Source organism: Rhizobium sp. 01L410, from assembly GCF_056400165.1.
The window spans coordinates 34,583-50,611 of record NZ_JBFTST010000005.1; the positions used below are offsets into that span (position 1 = coordinate 34,583).

The 16,029-nt window shown below is 56.7% G+C and carries 21 protein-coding genes; 10 read left to right on the forward strand and 11 right to left on the reverse strand.

From position 1 onward, the window contains the following. Positions 1 to 153: 153 nt before the first annotated feature. The 5 genes from mctR to AC1DV9_RS12230 all read right to left on the reverse strand — a co-directional run bounded on the left by mctR (position 154) and on the right by AC1DV9_RS12230 (position 4,607). Positions 154 to 804 carry a two-component system response regulator MctR gene (gene mctR, locus AC1DV9_RS12210; protein WP_477948051.1) on the reverse strand — a complete coding sequence of 217 codons (651 nt, stop codon included), beginning with the start codon at positions 802 to 804 and terminating at the stop codon, positions 154 to 156. Continuing rightward, on the reverse strand, positions 801 to 2,180 hold the full coding sequence (gene mctS / locus AC1DV9_RS12215) for a two-component system sensor histidine kinase MctS (protein ID WP_477948053.1): 1,380 nt from the start codon (positions 2,178 to 2,180) through the stop codon (positions 801 to 803). Before mctS ends, mctR begins: the two co-directional genes overlap by 4 nt. Before the next feature lie 1,135 nt (positions 2,181 to 3,315). Further along, on the reverse strand, positions 3,316 to 3,693 hold the full coding sequence (locus tag AC1DV9_RS12220; protein WP_477948055.1) for a helix-turn-helix domain-containing protein: 378 nt from the start codon (positions 3,691 to 3,693) through the stop codon (positions 3,316 to 3,318). 166 nt (positions 3,694 to 3,859) lie between these two features. After that, positions 3,860 to 4,231, reverse strand: a complete 372-nt coding sequence (locus AC1DV9_RS12225; RefSeq protein ID WP_477948057.1) for a hypothetical protein — start codon at positions 4,229 to 4,231, stop codon at positions 3,860 to 3,862. Between the two features lie 25 nt (positions 4,232 to 4,256). Then, positions 4,257 to 4,607 (reverse strand): ethanolamine utilization protein, encoded by a 351-nt coding sequence (locus AC1DV9_RS12230; protein ID WP_477948059.1) that lies wholly within the window; start codon positions 4,605 to 4,607, stop codon positions 4,257 to 4,259. 151 nt (positions 4,608 to 4,758) lie between these two features. On the opposite strand from AC1DV9_RS12230, the gene queC reads away from it, so the two are divergent. The 3 genes from queC to queE are packed head-to-tail and all read left to right on the forward strand — an operon-like array spanning position 4,759 to position 6,547. Continuing rightward, positions 4,759 to 5,469 carry a 7-cyano-7-deazaguanine synthase QueC gene (gene queC / locus AC1DV9_RS12235; RefSeq protein ID WP_477948061.1) on the forward strand — a complete coding sequence of 237 codons (711 nt, stop codon included), beginning with the start codon at positions 4,759 to 4,761 and terminating at the stop codon, positions 5,467 to 5,469. Then, entirely contained in the window at positions 5,469 to 5,825 is a 357-nt protein-coding gene (gene queD / locus AC1DV9_RS12240; protein ID WP_477948062.1) for a 6-carboxytetrahydropterin synthase QueD, read from the forward strand. The genes queC and queD overlap by 1 nt, the downstream gene beginning before the upstream one ends. Then, positions 5,822 to 6,547, forward strand: a complete 726-nt coding sequence (gene queE / locus AC1DV9_RS12245; protein ID WP_477948064.1) for a 7-carboxy-7-deazaguanine synthase QueE — start codon at positions 5,822 to 5,824, stop codon at positions 6,545 to 6,547. The genes queD and queE overlap by 4 nt, the downstream gene beginning before the upstream one ends. A gap of 64 nt (positions 6,548 to 6,611) precedes the next feature. On the opposite strand, the gene AC1DV9_RS12250 is transcribed toward queE, so the two are convergent. Next, complete coding sequence (locus AC1DV9_RS12250) at positions 6,612 to 6,776, reverse strand: hypothetical protein (protein ID WP_477948066.1); 165 nt, start codon at positions 6,774 to 6,776, stop codon at positions 6,612 to 6,614. Positions 6,777 to 6,897: 121 nt separating this feature from the next. Between AC1DV9_RS12250 and AC1DV9_RS12255 the strand changes: the two genes are divergently transcribed. After that, a complete protein-coding gene (locus AC1DV9_RS12255; RefSeq protein WP_477948068.1) occupies positions 6,898 to 7,623 on the forward strand; it encodes an SOS response-associated peptidase in 726 nt (241 codons plus the stop codon). Positions 7,624 to 7,727: 104 nt separating this feature from the next. Further along, positions 7,728 to 7,919, forward strand: a complete 192-nt coding sequence (locus tag AC1DV9_RS12260; protein ID WP_477328475.1) for a CsbD family protein — start codon at positions 7,728 to 7,730, stop codon at positions 7,917 to 7,919. Between the two features lie 79 nt (positions 7,920 to 7,998). On the opposite strand, the gene AC1DV9_RS12265 is transcribed toward AC1DV9_RS12260, so the two are convergent. After that, positions 7,999 to 8,202 (reverse strand): hypothetical protein, encoded by a 204-nt coding sequence (locus tag AC1DV9_RS12265; RefSeq protein WP_477328473.1) that lies wholly within the window; start codon positions 8,200 to 8,202, stop codon positions 7,999 to 8,001. Between the two features lie 1,231 nt (positions 8,203 to 9,433). On the opposite strand from AC1DV9_RS12265, the gene ligD reads away from it, so the two are divergent. Further along, positions 9,434 to 10,471, forward strand: a complete 1,038-nt coding sequence (gene ligD, locus AC1DV9_RS12270; RefSeq protein WP_477948070.1) for a non-homologous end-joining DNA ligase — start codon at positions 9,434 to 9,436, stop codon at positions 10,469 to 10,471. 96 nt (positions 10,472 to 10,567) lie between these two features. Continuing rightward, on the forward strand, positions 10,568 to 10,807 hold the full coding sequence (locus tag AC1DV9_RS12275) for a hypothetical protein (RefSeq protein WP_477948071.1): 240 nt from the start codon (positions 10,568 to 10,570) through the stop codon (positions 10,805 to 10,807). A 325-nt stretch (positions 10,808 to 11,132) separates the two neighbouring features. Here AC1DV9_RS12275 and AC1DV9_RS12280 read toward each other — a convergent pair whose 3' ends face one another. Beyond that, a complete protein-coding gene (locus tag AC1DV9_RS12280) occupies positions 11,133 to 11,342 on the reverse strand; it encodes a hypothetical protein (protein WP_477948073.1) in 210 nt (69 codons plus the stop codon). Between AC1DV9_RS12280 and amyA the strand changes: the two genes are divergently transcribed. Then, entirely contained in the window at positions 11,335 to 12,822 is a 1,488-nt protein-coding gene (gene amyA / locus AC1DV9_RS12285) for an alpha-amylase (RefSeq protein ID WP_477948074.1), read from the forward strand. The two genes, AC1DV9_RS12280 and amyA, sit on opposite strands and share 8 nt — an antisense overlap. Positions 12,823 to 13,134: 312 nt before the next feature. On the opposite strand, the gene AC1DV9_RS12290 is transcribed toward amyA, so the two are convergent. The 3 genes from AC1DV9_RS12290 to AC1DV9_RS12300 all read right to left on the reverse strand — a co-directional run bounded on the left by AC1DV9_RS12290 (position 13,135) and on the right by AC1DV9_RS12300 (position 14,209). After that, a complete protein-coding gene (locus AC1DV9_RS12290; protein ID WP_477948075.1) occupies positions 13,135 to 13,401 on the reverse strand; it encodes a hypothetical protein in 267 nt (88 codons plus the stop codon). A gap of 79 nt (positions 13,402 to 13,480) precedes the next feature. Next, positions 13,481 to 13,678, reverse strand: coding sequence for a hypothetical protein (locus AC1DV9_RS12295; protein WP_477948077.1), 198 nt, complete (start codon positions 13,676 to 13,678; stop codon positions 13,481 to 13,483). Between the two features lie 279 nt (positions 13,679 to 13,957). Continuing rightward, on the reverse strand, positions 13,958 to 14,209 hold the full coding sequence (locus AC1DV9_RS12300; RefSeq protein WP_477948079.1) for a hypothetical protein: 252 nt from the start codon (positions 14,207 to 14,209) through the stop codon (positions 13,958 to 13,960). Positions 14,210 to 14,285: 76 nt separating this feature from the next. Here AC1DV9_RS12300 and ku (AC1DV9_RS12305) point away from each other — a divergent pair, with 76 nt between their 5' ends. Further along, positions 14,286 to 15,164 carry a non-homologous end joining protein Ku gene (gene ku / locus AC1DV9_RS12305; protein WP_477948081.1) on the forward strand — a complete coding sequence of 293 codons (879 nt, stop codon included), beginning with the start codon at positions 14,286 to 14,288 and terminating at the stop codon, positions 15,162 to 15,164. An 11-nt stretch (positions 15,165 to 15,175) separates the two neighbouring features. Next, positions 15,176 to 15,994, forward strand: a complete 819-nt coding sequence (gene ku / locus AC1DV9_RS12310; protein WP_477948083.1) for a non-homologous end joining protein Ku — start codon at positions 15,176 to 15,178, stop codon at positions 15,992 to 15,994. Positions 15,995 to 16,029: the final 35 nt, after the last annotated feature.

Consider the following 16,029-nt stretch of genomic DNA (forward strand, 5'->3'; position numbering starts at 1 on the left):
GGCCGGAGAGGCACCGATCGTCAGCGTATCGGCCTATGGCCGCACGCAACGCGAGTTCCTCCCCAGGCACAGGTCCTCCCCCATGCGCATGTCATGGGCTAGCCCTTGGAGCGGTCAGATCGCAAGAGGCCGATCTGCCATTCTGGTCGGCGTCTACCCACTACTGGGTAGCGTAACCAGGCGCTCGGGATGTTCTAGGACGAAGCGAACCAATTCTGCCGTGGACGAAACCCCGAGTTTACGCTTGAGGTTTTTTCGGTGGGTCTCGACGGTGGCCTCTGAAATCCCGAGCACCCCTGAAATGTCCCGGTTGCTTTTGCCGCTTGCGATAAGAGTGGCAACCTCGTGTTCTCGCTGGGTGATCTTTTCCGGCTGCGCCTCTCTCCCCTGACTAAGCAAGGTTTCGCGAATAGCAGGCGAGAAGTAAGTCTCGCCACGGGCAACGGCTTCTATCGCCTCTACGATCTCTGCCGTTGCGACGTCCTTGAGGACGTAACCGGAGGCTCCGCGGAGGATCGACGACGAGATGTACTCGCGGGTGTCGTGCATCGACAGCATCACGACATGGGTAGCCTGATGGAGCGCCTTCACCATTGAGATGGCGTCGATTCCATTGATCCCGGGCATGTTGATGTCCAGCAGAACAACAGCCGGCCGTTTCTCTGCAACCAGGGGCAAGGCCGTCTCAACGTCGAACGCCACGCCAACCACCTCGATCCCGGAGTAAGTGTTCAGAACTCCGCGAAGGCCCTCAGCGACAACGGGGTGGTTGTCAATCAGGATAACCGATATCGGCCCGGTCACGCAGCTGCCCCGCTGTCAGCGGCCTGGTGGCTGGCGGATCTAGGCAACATGAGAAGCAGGCGCGTCCCATTTGCGTCTCCGTCGATCAACAGAACGCCGCCGAAATGCCCTATCCGCACGCGCATGTTTTCCATTCCAAGCCCTCTCGCCTGTGGGGTTCGGCTGAAATCGACGCCCCGCCCATCGTCGGATATCTGCATGCGGGTTCTTCCACGCTCATTCCACATGCGTAGAGACACACGGCTCGCGCCGGCGTGTCGCTCGACGTTGCTCAACGCTTCCTGGGTCACCCTGAACAGTGCCGTGCGCGCATCGGGAACAAGATCATCGACAAAGCCGTCCGCATCCAGCGAGATCGCGACTCCCGAACGAGCAGAAAACTTCTCGGAAAGGTTTTTGATCGCGGCAACGAGGCCGATGTCGTCCAGGGCTCGAGGCCGAAGGTCGTGGGATATGTTTCTGATCTCACGGATGGTGGTATTAAGCGTCGAGATCGTTTCCTCGATCGCGCGGTTCAGCTCGGGCGAAACGTCGCCAGCACGCCTGCCTGCGAGTTCCATCGCGTAACGGACGCCCAGCAATTCCTGAGAAATGCCATCATGCAGCTCGCGGGCGAGCCTCGACCTCTCCCTTTCCTGGGTCTCGATCACCCGTTGCGTCAGCTGCTTTTGCACGGCGTTTGCGAGCTTTCGCTGGTCGAAAGTCACGAAAATGCAGGTGGCGAAGACGATGAACACAGCAGGCAACGCGAACAATGCAACAAGGACGAAACTTTGCCGGGTTCGATCCTGGATCGCCAAGTTGGCAGCTCTGGCCTGTGCTGCCACGTCGTCCAGGTAAGCTCCCGTTCCGAGTATCCAATTCCATTTGGGCAACGCGACCACATACGAAATCTTGTCGGACAGCGCGCCCGTCGATGGTTGTTGCCACTTGTATCGATGATAACCGCCACCGCTCCGCGCTGTCTTAATCAGTTCGCTGATGACCCGATCGCCATCGGGATCGACAAGGCTCATCCAGTTCTTGCCGTTTCTAAAGAGCTGCCGGGGATGGACGACGCTGTTGCCATCGAAGTCATAAACGAAGAAATATCCGTCCTTGCCGTAGTCGAGAGACATGAGTATTTCCGATACGCGTGCCTTGGCTTCAACGTCGTCCGGTGCCGCACTCGAGTAGATCGAGCTGATTGACGACAGGGCCACGTTTGTCAGGTTTTCGATCTCGGCTTGCTTTGAACTCAGCATGCTTTCTTGAAACGCTTCGATGTTCGATTTTGCAAGGCGTGTCGACTGCCAAGTCAGGAACATCGTGACGGCTATCGTCACAACGACGAGCGGGGCCACTGCCAAGGTCATCAGCTTTTGTGTAAAAGTCATCTCGCCTCCCGAAGGTCTACTGATGTTACCTCAGGGGCAGAAATCTGGCGAGTAGGATGCCAACCCGTTCTTGCGTCAAGTTGCCCACTGAACCGTCCTCCGAACTTATCGGCTCTTTTTACGAATGATTGACACTTGGAACCTATAGTCGTCCGAGCGCGATAGGTAGTGCGTTCGCGTTTCTCTATCCAAGGTTCAGCATGGCATCCCGTCTGGTTTCTTTTTCCGCTGCGATCGTTGTCCTGACCCTTCAAGTGGCTGCAAACCCTTTTGGCCACGATCTTGCCGACCCACAGACGACAGCGAGCATTGGGTCACGCTGAAATTACCATCTTTGTTGTCCGATATGTCGCGCGGCGGCGAAAAACTGTTCGGCTGCCCGAACAAGCAATCATTCGAACTTCTAAGGAATTTGCGCCCGATTTTTTAGGAAGTATCGTCTCAAACTTAGTAACGTTGACGGCTCTGCACTTTGGTTTTTCCCGCAGAATCAGGAGCTTACCAGATGTTCGAAATTCTGGAATCTGGGAGTACAAACCGACCGAGACCGCGCACGTATTTCCTAGACACCGTGCACAGGTGACCATATCCCTCCAGCTCAGATCTGGGGATTGGACCGACTCAAAGAAAGGCGTAGCTTCCCCGGACGAACCTGGAGCGAGCGCGATTACATGAACTCGATAACTAGGACCGGCTGCACCCGTGCTCAGGCTGCGCGGAGCGCCATAACTAGCAAACTTGGCTATCTCGGGGTCGCCGCGCTGGCGATGTTGGTGTGGGCAAGCGAAGAAGCCCCGCTGGCTACAAAACACGTAGCCATGAGAGACCCCGCGGTCCATCAGACCTTGCAGTGACGGCATCCAATGGATGTGGCCTCCGGGGCTTGCCTACATCCGTCCGCGCGCTACCATCAACATATGCCCCATCTCCGATACCAGGTCTCCAAGAACGCTGACGACCAGTACTGGTCAATCATCGACATCTTCACGGGATGGCCGGTCGATTTTCACGGGGTCCTACTGGATACGCTGGAAGCCGAAGAGGCCGACAGGATGGTGGACGTCGTCAATTTGGGCGACTGCGCCCGCCGAGGCCAACTTCGACCTCTCCGGTAATAGATCAATCCCTCAGCCAGTCAGTCATCATTTTCTCCTTCGTCGCCTCCAGTGGCTTGAAGCAACTTGAAGACCGCGGTCTGGACCTTGTCCGGCGACGCCGCGAAATATCTCAGTAGCCGTTGGCCCCGTTTGGTCATGGCCAAGTCTGTCGACTTTGGCCGCAGCGGCACCTCCGCGGACGCAACTTCCCCCGATCCTTCTTCCAAGAAATAAAGGATCGAAACCCCGAAGAGGGCAGCGACTTTGTTGAGCGTCGTGGCCGCAATGCGGTTTGCACCACGTTCATATTTCTGGACCTGTTGGAATGTAATCCCCAGATGGTCGGCGACGACCGTTTGACTCAATCCAGCGGAAACTCGTGCGACACGAAGACGCATTCCGATGAGTACATCCATGTCGGTCACGCGGCGTGGGTTATGATCTGCATTGTTGACGCTGGTAATGTCGCTATCCTCCCTGATTGACAAGCGCCATCTGTATCAATGGGCGTTGACGAAGCGAATGGTTTTAGTCGGCGACAGTCGTTTTTTTGTTTTTCAGACTGCCATCGGCTGGTCCCAGTCACCTCAGCCATCGCTCGGCCGCGTCGGCGCTGTTTTCAGGCGACGTATTGAATGCGATGGCGGTGCCCGGCGCAACCCGGATGACTGTGTTGACGACGAGTTCAAATAACTCGAGATTGCTCGGTGGAATGCGGATACCCCCGCCAATCACCACGCAATCCCAGTGCTCGGCGAGTGAGGCTTCGACATCTGCCTGAGCCGTCGCTGGCCGTAGAGCGCAGAAGCCGGCGTCCCAGCCCCTACTCTGCAAGTCGGAGAGGGTCAGCCTGATGCCCACGGCAATTTTCTCACTGGTAAGCCCGGCCGGAAGGGATGGATCGGAGGTATCGACCGCGTCAGGATGGATGCCGATCAAAAGAACCCGTTTCATTATTAAGCCCTCATGTTGGCCGGCTCTATTCGTGATGTTCGGCCCAATGCGGATAGGTCACATACGCCGTGAGAGCCCCCTCGCCTTCCGTCGTAATCGTAACGGCCTCCCCCTTGGGCATGTAGACAATCTCACCTGGACCGGCCGTGACTGTGCCGGCCCCCGTCGAAACGGCGAGCCGCCCTTCGATGACGATCATAACGTCGTCAACCGCCATCGCTTCGGTCAATGTTTGGTTGGGCGCGTAGCGGCCGTATCCGACGGTGATAGGTCCGCCGTGGCGCTCATCGACGAGTTTGCCCACAAAAATATCCGCATCTTGTCCGGGTGACTTGGTAAGGTCTGCATCTGCGAGGCTGAATTTCTGGACCTTCATAATTCTCTCCATTTCTCTGCGAAGCAGGTAGAGCGGGCCAACCGATCGCCAAGACTCAACGCTCCCCCTTCCCACGATGGCTTTTTCCGAATAGAAGCGCTCCGCTAACCGGTCGCAGCCCACCCGGTTCATCAAAACAAGGGATCACAACATGAAAGTACTCGTCGTCTGCTCCGGCGGACTGGACTCCGTTTCGCTTGCGCATAGGGTCGCAACGGAAAACCAACTTATCGGCCTCATCTCATTCGATTATGGCCAGCGCCACAACAAGGAGATCGGGTACGCGGCTCGCTGCGCGGAGCGGCTCGGCGTCCCACACCACGTCCTGGACATCCGTTCGATCGGCGCGCACCTGACAGGGTCGGCACTGACTGATGACGTCGAGGTGCCGGATGGCCACTACGCCGAAGAGACCATGAAGTCGACGGTCGTCCCGAACCGGAATGCCATCATGCTTTCGATCGCATTCGGTCTCGCGGCCGCGCAAAAGGCTGACGCTGTCGCAGTGGCCGTCCACGGCGGAGACCATTTCATCTATCCCGACTGCCGGCCCGATTTCATCGACGCATTTCAAACTATGCAGGCGCGCGCGCTGGATGGATACGCAGACGTCAGTCTACTCGCCCCATACGTCAACCTCTCGAAGGCTGCTATCGTCGTTGATGGGGCAAATCACAGCACTCCCTTTGCCGAGACCTGGTCCTGCTACAAAGGGGGCGAACGCCACTGTGGCCGCTGCGGCACCTGTGTCGAGCGGCGCGAGGCGTTCCACCTCGCCGGGCACACCGATCCCACGCATTACGAGGACCCGAACTTCTGGTCCGAAGCCGTGTCGCGCTATTCGGCGGAAGAGGTGCGTTGATGTACCGGATCACCAAGGAATTTTATTTCTCGGCGTCGCATCAGCTGAGCCACCTGCCCGCCGATCACCAGTGTGCCAGGCTCCATGGGCACAATTACATCGTGGTTGTAGAGCTTGCGGCTGCCGAGCTCGACGCCGACGGCTTTGTCCGGGACTACAGCGACCTCTCGATCCTGAAGCGTTACATCGACGACACTTTGGATCACAGGCATCTCAACGATGTCTTCGGGCATGAAAAGGTGACGTCTGAATTTCTGGCCAGACACTTCTTCGAGTGGTGCAGGGAGCGCTTCCCGGAGACTTCCTCGGTCAGGGTGAGCGAGACGCCCAAGACCTGGGCGGAGTATCGCCCGTGACCGCCGATATCCGGGTAAGCGAAATCTTCGGGCCAACCATCCAGGGCGAAGGGGCTCTGATCGGACTGCCCACCGTGTTCGTTCGGACTGGCGGCTGCGACTACCGATGTAGTTGGTGCGACAGCCTTCATGCCGTGGACAGCGAGTTCCGGCACGATTGGCGTCCGATGTCCGCAGCTGACGTTCTGGCAGAGGTCGACGATCTCGCGGGCGGAATACCTCTGACGATTTCGCTCTCCGGCGGCAATCCCGCCATCCAGCCTCTTGGACCGCTCATCGACCTCGGACATGAGCGAGGCTACCGGTTCGCCTTGGAAACGCAGGGCAGTATCGCAAAGGACTGGTTCGGACGGCTTGATGCACTCGTTCTGAGCCCCAAGCCGCCCTCCAGCGGAATGGACCCCGACTGGGAGGTTTTCTCGTCTTGCCTCAGCTTGGCGGCGGACCGTCCGCAGACCGTGATCAAGATGGTGGTGTTCGACGATGCCGACTACGCGTTTGCTCGAGGCGTCGCCAATCGGTTTCCCGCCTACCCCATCTTTCTCCAACCAGGAAACCACACCCCACCGCCCCCGACAGAAGAAGAGGCTGTCGTCGACATCGATGGCGTGATGGACCGAATGCACTGGCTGGTCGGCAAGGTCACCGAGGATCGTTGGTTCGAAGCGAGGGTACTGCCTCAGCTGCATGTCCTCCTGTGGGGGAACAAGCGCGGCGTCTGACCACCTTCCCACCGAGCCGTTGGATATGACGACTAACGTTCAGGGTTGGGCTGCCAGCCCCGGGTCATCCTCTACTCATCCATCTCGTCGCCGTGTCCAGCTGATCGCGCAGGTGCTGACGATCCGCAATCAACGTTTCGATCATGGCGCGGAGGTCTCGCCCGTGCCACGCGATGGCTCGCTCAACAGATTCTGGAGGGGTTTCGGAAATCTTTTCTTCGGCTGCCATGGCTTTACCCTTAAAGGATTTACGTAGACAGGTACGACGGCATGCTGACGGCCGAGATCGACAGGCTTGAACATCGAAAGGAAATGCTCGACCTTTCGGACGACGATTGAGGGGGCAATCCATGTGCAACGCCTACAACATCACGACCAACCAGCAAGCCATTCGATCCTTTGTGGCAATAACGCACGACATCATTGGCAACATGGAGCCGTCCATCGATGTATTTCCGGACCGCTTTGCCCCAATCGTCAGGAACAACGAAGATCGGCGTGAGCTGGCGATGGTGCGCTGGGGCATGCCCTCCTCCAGCAAGGCTCTCCTTGATGCAGCCGGCAAGCGGGCCGACAAGCTCCGGGCCAAGGGCAAGATCTTCGACTTCAACGAACTGCTCAAGATGGAGCCTGACGGCGGCACGACCAACATTCGAAATACATCCAGCCAGCACTGGAAGCGATGGCTCGGCGTGCAGAACCGTTGTGTGGTCCCATTCACCCGGTTCGCCGAGCCTGACCCGGCAAGCAAGATCGAGGGAGGCCGGACACCGAATGCGTGGTTCGCGAGTACGGGTGACGATCCACTGATGTTCTTTGCCGGTCTATGGGTCAAGGACTGGACCAGCGTTCGCAAGGTCAAGGATGGTCTGGTGACCATCGATCTATTCGCCTTCTTGACCACCGAGCCGAATGGGGTCGTCGCTCCAATCCACCAGAAGGCAATGCCGGTCATCCTGACAGCCAAGGAGGAGGTTGAAACCTGGCTGACAGCTCCCTGGGAGAAGGCAAAGGCGCTGCAACGGCCCCTGCCGGACGAGCTCCTGAAGATCGAGCCGGTTATGGATGCAGCATGATTGGACGTCGTAAGCCGGCAGCGAGTGTCCGGGCATGGAACGATCTGGTACGACCGCCGTTGATATCTCACTGAAACAATTCAGTTTCTAAAAGGAGAAATTCGATGGGCAGCACAGCTGACAAGGTTTCCGGTAAGGCAAACGAATTCGCGGGCAAAGCCCGTCAGGCCGTAGGCAAAGCCACCGACGACCGTGAGATGCAGGCCAAGGGCATTGCGCAGGAAGCCAAGGGCGATGCGCAACAGGCCAAGGGCGAAGCCAAAGAAGCAGTCAAGAAGGTTGTCGACAAAGCGTAAGCTTCTGTTGACGTCGGAGGGCCCACCGCAATGCTACCCGGTGGGCCTTTTGCGTTGCCATCGTCGCAATTCGTAGTCTCTATGTTCCGATCGTCTTCAGCTGGCCCTTTTTTCTGGCACTGACTGCATGGACATCACCCATTTCATCGCGCATCCGGTTCAGGTCGGCAATCGGCTTCGCGCCCCGCGTTATCTCCGCAAAAAAACCGCCAACATTGATGACCGCAGTGAAGCTCCTCAAATATGGTCTAGGAGCCGGCGACAGTGAAGGCTTGGTCATCATGGCCTTTCACCTCGCGACCGCAAGCTAGACCCTTTCAGCCACATGTCAGCATTCACGCCCCGCCCTCGCTCTCGCGGGTCGAACCATTCCCCGCCGAACTTCGAAATGAACGCTTCGACTCCCGCTCGCGTCGCGAAGCAATTCACCTTGTAGGTTTGTCCCTCGAAGGTGATTGAGTTGATCATAATGCAGCGGAGTAACCGATTGCAGTAAAGAGCCTGCTCATCCGCAAGGCTCCCTTCAGAATGGACGGCTAGGATGGCAACCTGATATGGCCATCCACGATCTATGGTCGTTTGCGTCAAGCGTTTGCCCATGAACGTTGGTCCCTGTGATCCTTATCAAAAAGAGTTGACATTCTAAAGTGATCGGAACAAAAAGGGAACAGATAATCTCGCCCTCTCCTCCAGACAGAGCTTGCCAAATGAGTGACATAGACCGCCCAACGCTCCAGCGTTCACCTGTTCTCGCCGCCCACAAGTGCGAATGCGGGGATTGGGCAGGGTTCGGTTTTGGCAAAGTGCGCAGCAAGACTACTGGTGCTGGAAACACTACCCTTACAAGACCTCTGCCAGGTTGGAAGCTGCTGAAATTGCAGAGGCGTTCGCCAGCAAGGTTGCTTGAGAGTCCCGATCGCTAGTCGGCCCTGCAATGTCGTTCCGGTGGTCACGTCGGGAACTGCGGCGAGGACATAGATCGCGCCCGAGGCCTGGATCGTCCAGGTCACAGACGTCAGAAAACAATGCCGAGCGTTTCAAACCCGCATCCGCCCGAAACGGGATTTTGCAATTCGTCTCACGCTAGATAAGCTTGAGAGGCGGCCTTCCAGTTCGATAAACGCAGAAAAACCCTCACAGCCACTGTGAGGGTTTTCCTTTGCTGATCTAAGGGAGGTCAGCGGTGAACGTTGCGTGCTTGGGTCAAAGCTGGATACGTTCCTGTAAGCAAGTAGCGGGGCTTGGCGGCTCGTCAAGAAAACCAGGCAAAAAAATAGCGCCGTGGAGGTGGCGCTAAAGGTGATGCTAAGGAATGAGCATAGGAGCGGACAGGATTACGAAGAGGATCAGTCATCAAGCCCATTCCCAATTTAACGCACCCCGTCCCATAAGCCAATACGTCAGTCATGACTTTACTTAGACGCCGAATTCCCGAATAGGAACGAATCGATTGCGAAACGATTGAGTCCAGAATTGAAGAGGCAATCCCGACCTTTCGATAAGGGCCCGATCTTATGCGTAGTCGATCCAAACCATTGTTGCGAGACGACCAAATTGCAAAGTCGGCTCCCCGGAAAACGCGAGACCCTGCTCAACCAAATTTGCCATTCGATGCGATCCCCGATCGAATCGAGCCCGCCCTCGCCTTGCTTAGGTCGAAGGCACCCAGCGGCTCTGACTGGACGTTCGAGGTCAAATTCGATGGCTACAGGGTAGCGGTCCATATCGAGCCTAACGGCATTCGCATTCTGACGCGCGGTGGCCATGACTGGACGTCTCGATTTCCCACGATCGCCGAGGCGGCAAGAGACTTGGGTGTCGGGTCGGCGATACTGGATGGCGAGGCTGTCGTGCTCGACAACCGGGGTCGCTCGGACTTCAGCGCATTGCAGCGGTCCTTTGGCGGTCGGAGCGGTAAACGGGTCTCGACGGAAGCGGTTTTCTTCGCCTTCGACCTTCTATACTTTGACGGTCACCTGCTGACAAACACCGAGCTGTCGGTTCGTCGTCACTTGCTCACGGATTTCCTCGACGGCGCGACGGGTGCAATACAGCTCTCTGAAGAGGTCGATGGTGATGGCGACAAGCTTCTCGAAACGGCCCGCTCACATGGCCTGGAAGGCATAATTGCCAAGAACCGGGAGAGCAAATACCGATCTGGGCGAACTGGCGATTGGCTCAAGATCAAATGTGTCCAGAGCGAAAGCTTCATCGTCGTCGGGTATGAGCAAAGCAGCGTCGCCCGTGGTGGTATTGGCAGCCTCCTCTTAGCGGCGCGCCAAAGGAACGACTGGAAGTACGTTGGCTCCGTCGGGACAGGGTTCAAAGAGCGTGATGCCATCGATCTGAAGCGGATGCTCGACAAGCTGGCAACAAAGAGCCCGGCGGTCCCAATGCAAGGAAAACGACTGGTTTTCTCTCAGCCGACACTGATTGCAGAAGTTGACTTCAGGGGGTGGACCACAGACGGACATCTTCGACATGCGTCGTACAAAGGCCTGCGTGAGAAACAGGACAATGCTTCGGTCTATGAATTTCTGAACGAGGAATGAGAAAGCCGGCCACTCGGTCAATCCGCTACGCACTTGTTCTTTACTTCACGTCGTCCCCCAACTAGTCAGCTCGCTCGACTCAAATGTGGACTGAACATGATGGTGCAGAGATACCTCTGGACGTTGGACCGAAATGACCGGCAAACCCGTGGCGGTCTTTCCACGGAAGCCGAACTTATAGATGTCTTGGTCGCCGAAGACCTGCCGTGCATCATGCCGCCCGACTGGCTCGTTGCGACGATGCAGATGGATATTGAAGGAAGCGGTATCGCAATCCACGAGTACACTGCGGCCGGACGCAACATGTGGAAGCTTGAACTAAGGGTGGTAGCGTGATGGTCGGTGCGGCCCACTTGAGCCCCACCCCTTTGATGACAACTCGGCGTGCATATCGGCCTTCGCCAAACTCTTAAGAATTCGCCCGTCGGACAATGGCTTCCCCGATGACGTCGACTGCGCGGTCCATGCCATGACGGACCTCCAGGAGGGACGTTTACAAAGGGCTTTTTGTTCCATAGCGTCAATTAGCCGTCGGGCCAAGGCGGCCCACTCAACCCATCTGCTAGTTTATCGCGTGCATCCTGGAACAAATGTTCACGATGGACATTCTTCCCGCGCGATTAGCGAGGGCCGTCATATGAGCAACCATTTCAAAACAAAATCAATGATAAAGAGCGGAACCCGACAGGTTTTTCGGGTCGACGATTTTGCTGACCGGTACAATCTGGACGAAAAGCAAAGACGCGATCTTGAGGCCCTTTTCGGGCAATTCGCCACGCTTCACGAGCTGCTGATAAACAGCCGCCTCCCCCGAGACAGCCGATAGTCGGCCTGGTGTCGCAACATCTATTTTCAGGAACCTGATGAGCAAACGTACCCTCTTCCAATTCTTTCATTGGTACTCTCCAGGAGATGGGCACCTCTGGAAAGAGGTAGCTGAAAAGGCTCCTTACCTCTCACAGATCGGAATCACCGACGTGTGGTTGCCGCCCGCCTATAAAGGCGCGTCTGGCGCTTCATCGGTCGGATATGACACCTACGATCTTTTCGACCTCGGGGAATTTGATCAGAAGGGCAGCGTGACCACAAAATATGGTGTCAAGGCAGCCTTTGATAACGCTTGCAGGGCTCTTGTCGACCATGGCTTGCGGCCGATCCATGATGTCGTGCTGAACCACAAAATGGGAGCGGACGAAAAGGAAAGCGTGGTCGTGCGACGCGTGAACTCCGAAGATCGAACGCAGATCGAGGACGACGACGTGAAAGCCCTCGCCCACACCCGGTTCACTTTCCCCGGAAGAGCTGGAAAGTACTCCGAATTCATCTGGGACAAGCAGTGCTTCAGCGGCGTCGACGTGATTGAGCAGCCAGATGGGGCCGGCGTCTTCCGGCTTATGAACGAATATGGCGAAGGCCAATGGAACGATGAGGTCGATGACGAGCTTGGCAATTTCGACTACCTGATGGGAGCCGATGTCGAGTTCCGTAATAACGCAGTCTACGAAGAATTGAAATATTGGGGGCGCTGGTTTTCCGAGCAGGTGCCTGTTGCAGGATTTCGCCTGGATGCGGCGAAACACATCCCGGCGTGGTTCTTCAAGGATTGGGTTGGCCATATGCGCGACGCGGTCGGGACCGATCTATTCGTCGTCGCCGAATACTGGCACCCCGATATGACGACGCTTACAAACTATCTGGAACTCGTCGACAAGCAACTGATGGTTTTCGACGTTGCGCTCCACCACCGATTCCATGATGCCTCAAAGGCCGGTGGAGAATTCGACATGCGGACTATCTTCGATGGATCGCTCGTGTCTTCAATTCCAGACCACGCCGTCACTCTGGTCGATAATCACGACACACAGCCCCTGCAATCGCTGGAAGCGACAGTCGAGCCCTGGTTCAAGCCCCTTGCCTACGCCTTGATCCTCTTGCGCGAACACGGCACGCCCTGCGTTTTCTATCCGGATCTGTATGGCGCGGAATACAGTGACAAGGCCGTAGACGGCAGCCAGCAGACGGTGAACATGCCGGCAATCACCTGCATGTCCAAGCTGATAGAAGCGCGCGAGCGGTTCGGCAATGGCCCGCAGAGTGAACATTTCGACGACGCGCGTGTGATCGGTTTCGTCCGTCACGGAACCGAGCGCGAGCCGGGTTGCGTGGTTGTTATGTCCAATGGCGGGGAAGGACAAATATCCGTTGATCTTGGCCTAGGCCATTCGAGTACCTCCTTTGTAGACTTTCTGGGTCATCGTGAAGGCGAGATAACAACTGATGACAGAGGTCGCGCCGATTTTCCAACCAACGGAGGAAGTGTCAGCGTTTGGGTCCGACGGGATGCTTTATAACGCTCTTGACGACTTTACCCAGCCGATGTCGTCGGTCACCGAATTCAGCGTACGTCTGTGATCAGATCTTTGATCAGTAAAACGCCCTCACCAATCGGATACGAAAATTCATCAAGTCCTGATCTGGCTGTAAACTTCTCGTCTCGACCCTTGGATGTCCAGTGGGTCGCATTGCTTCGGCGAGATGGATGCACAAAGCATGCGGATATTCCGCGACGCTCCAAACCCGGGGTCCGGGAGACTACTGCCAATTTTCACGAGACAGGCTCACCACGCAGGCCCCAAAAGCGGTTTAGGTCAACCGAGCTGCACCTAGACCACCTCAGTCCGGTCATCGAGCTCGCCTGCTAGCGTGTCGTCGATACTGACCCCTTCGCCTGGTACACTAGGCGAAGAATTGTCCCCACCGAATGATGCGATCTGTACCATCATCTCTTTCGCGCGCAATATCGCCGCGCTCTCACCTCCAGCCGCGTCGGAAGCCATACGGACAGAGATCATCTCATTTCCCTCACCGTGAAATTCGACAGTCAGGGTTCCCTCGGTGGTCTTGGCAACATTCGTATTGAGCAACTGCATGTGAATTTCTCCTGTTGAATAGCCGCATCGGTGGACCCGTGCAGCTAGCGTCTTGTGCGGGGCTGCGACAGCTGCGCCTTTAATCAGACAGATCGTCGGGAGCGGTCTCGCGTTCGACCAACGCCTCCCTCGCCTGCCTCAGTCTTTTGGTCTTGATGGCGCGGAGCTGCCGCTCCTCTTCCAGCGTCTGCATTGCAATGCGATCCGTTTGTTCTCGGGCGTCGATACGCGCCTGCTGTGAACTCGCCTGTCGCCGTTTCGATACGTGTTCGTCCATGGAAATCACACTTTCATATGCGCCAGAGGCGCATGTCCAAGTTCTGTTCGGACGCGCTTGGCTAGGATGAAATCGCGCCGGACGGGTGGGGCGCTCCACTGCCGTTTCGTTGGCCATAGGAAGAAATCGGAAAAAATTCCCATGTTCACCATCCCCGTCACGTCCGATTGACACGGTCGCGATCTCGGGAAAGTAATGACAATCTGACGATGTTGTTCCGATAATCGATTGCTCCGTCCGTTGCCGTACGCAGTGCATTTGCGACAAAGACGCTGTCGTTCAGTGGTATGCCGACGATGACGGAGCGGTTGCCTTCGTCGCCATCGGTCCATTGTAGTTCTGGATCAAATGATCGGTGATCTGCCTCTCGTCAAAACCAAGGGAGTACAGCGCGATAGCGGCTGTACAGAGAACGTCGGCCACCTTGTGGTCGAACGCAACTTGGTGGACGCGAAACCAGGTCACGACCGCGTTCAACAGGATCGGACCGCTTCTGCCAGCTTCGCCATTGTCTTCTTGATGCCGCGACATTTCTTCCCCTCGATCATGGCTAGGAACGAAAGCATGAACAGGGAGTTGAGCAAAAGGTTCCAGACGGAGTTACGACATGGCCGCTCATCGCGCTCAGTGGAAGGGTCACATCAAGATCGGCGAGCTCAGCTGTGGTGTCGGTCTCTATACGGCGGCTTCCACGTCGGATCGCATCACCTTCCATACCGTGAACGCGGCCACGGGTAATCGGGTCCGCCGGGAGTTTATCGACAGCGAAACCGAAGAAACTGTCGAGCGTGACGAACAGGTCAAGGGTTTCGACGTCGGAGACAACCAGTACATCATGATCGACCCGGAAGAGGTGACGGCTGTCATTCCGGATTCTGACAAGATGCTGGAAATTGAAGCCTTCCTGCCCTGCTCCGACATTGACGATGTCTATTTTGACAAGCCCTATTATCTCGTACCGACGGATGATGTCTCTGAAGATGTGTTCGCCGGACTTCGTGAAGCGCTAAAGGAAGCGAGCGTCACGGCAATCGCCAGGACTGTTCTGTTCCGTCGGATGCGGACTGTTTTGATCCGAGCCCACGGACGGGGCCTGATCGCCACCACCCTCAATTTCGATTACGAGGTCCGTTCCTCTGAAGAGGCATTCAAAGAGATGCCGTCGATCAAGGTCGACGGTGAAATGCTTGATCTCGCCAAACACATTATCGGCACCAAGAAGGGCGATTTCGACCCCGCCCAGTTCGAGGACCGATATGAAAAAGCGCTCGCAGACCTGGTGAAGGCAAAGGCCGAGGGCAAGAGGCTTCCCAAGCCGAAGCCCGTCAAGGTTTCCAAGCCAAACGATCTTCTCAAGGCATTGCGCGAAAGCGCCGGCATGGGAAAAGCCAAGCCTAAGAAGGCTGCCAACGCCAACGCCCGGAAGTCCAAAAAGGCGGTCGCGGACAAATCGAACGGCAAAACCCCACAGAAGAAAGCCAGCTAGGAGGATCACCCATGGCCCCGCGTCGCCCCTACTGGAGAGGCTATCTGAAACTTTCGCTGGTCACCTGCCCTGTCGCCATGAGCCCCGCGACTTCCGATAGCGAGAAGGTCCGTTTCCATACGCTCAACAAACAGACCGGAAACCGTGTCGTGTCACAATACGTGGATTCGGTGACCGGAAAGCCCGTCAAGGAGGAGAACGAGGCGAAGGGCTACGAACGCGGCGAGAACGAATATGTTTTGCTCACCGATGACGAGCTGGAATCAGTCGAGCTGGAGACGGTTCGCACAATCGATATCGAGAAGTTCGTTCCCCGTGAAAGCATCGAGTGGGTGTATCTGGAGACGCCGCACTATCTCATGCCGAACGACAAGATCGGGAATGAGGCGTTTGCGGTGATCCGGGATGCCATGGAAGCCGACGACGTCCTCGGTATCTCCAGGGTTGTCATCGGCAGGCGAGAACGCGCCGTCGTGCTGGAGCCTCGCGGCAAGGGCATTGTCGTCTGGACCCTCCGTTTTGGCGACGAGGTCCGTCCTGAGGGAGAGTACTTCCAGGAAATTGAGAAGAAAGCCGATCCTAAGACCGTCGAGGTCATCAAAAAGATGATCAAGCCGCGGATGGAGAAATGGTCGCCCTCGATGGTGACTGATCCAATACAGGAAAGTCTGCTGAAGCTTATCGCCTCGAAGAAGAAAGGGTTGAAACCCACTCGGAAGACCGACAGCAAAAAGGACAAGTCGGAGAAGCCGTCCAATGTCATCAACATCATGGATGCGTTGAAGAAGAGCGTTGAAGCCGACCTGAAAGGTCGCAGGAAAAGTGGATGACGGTCCCGCTGCAGTAGCTGCGCGATAGCCGCTTG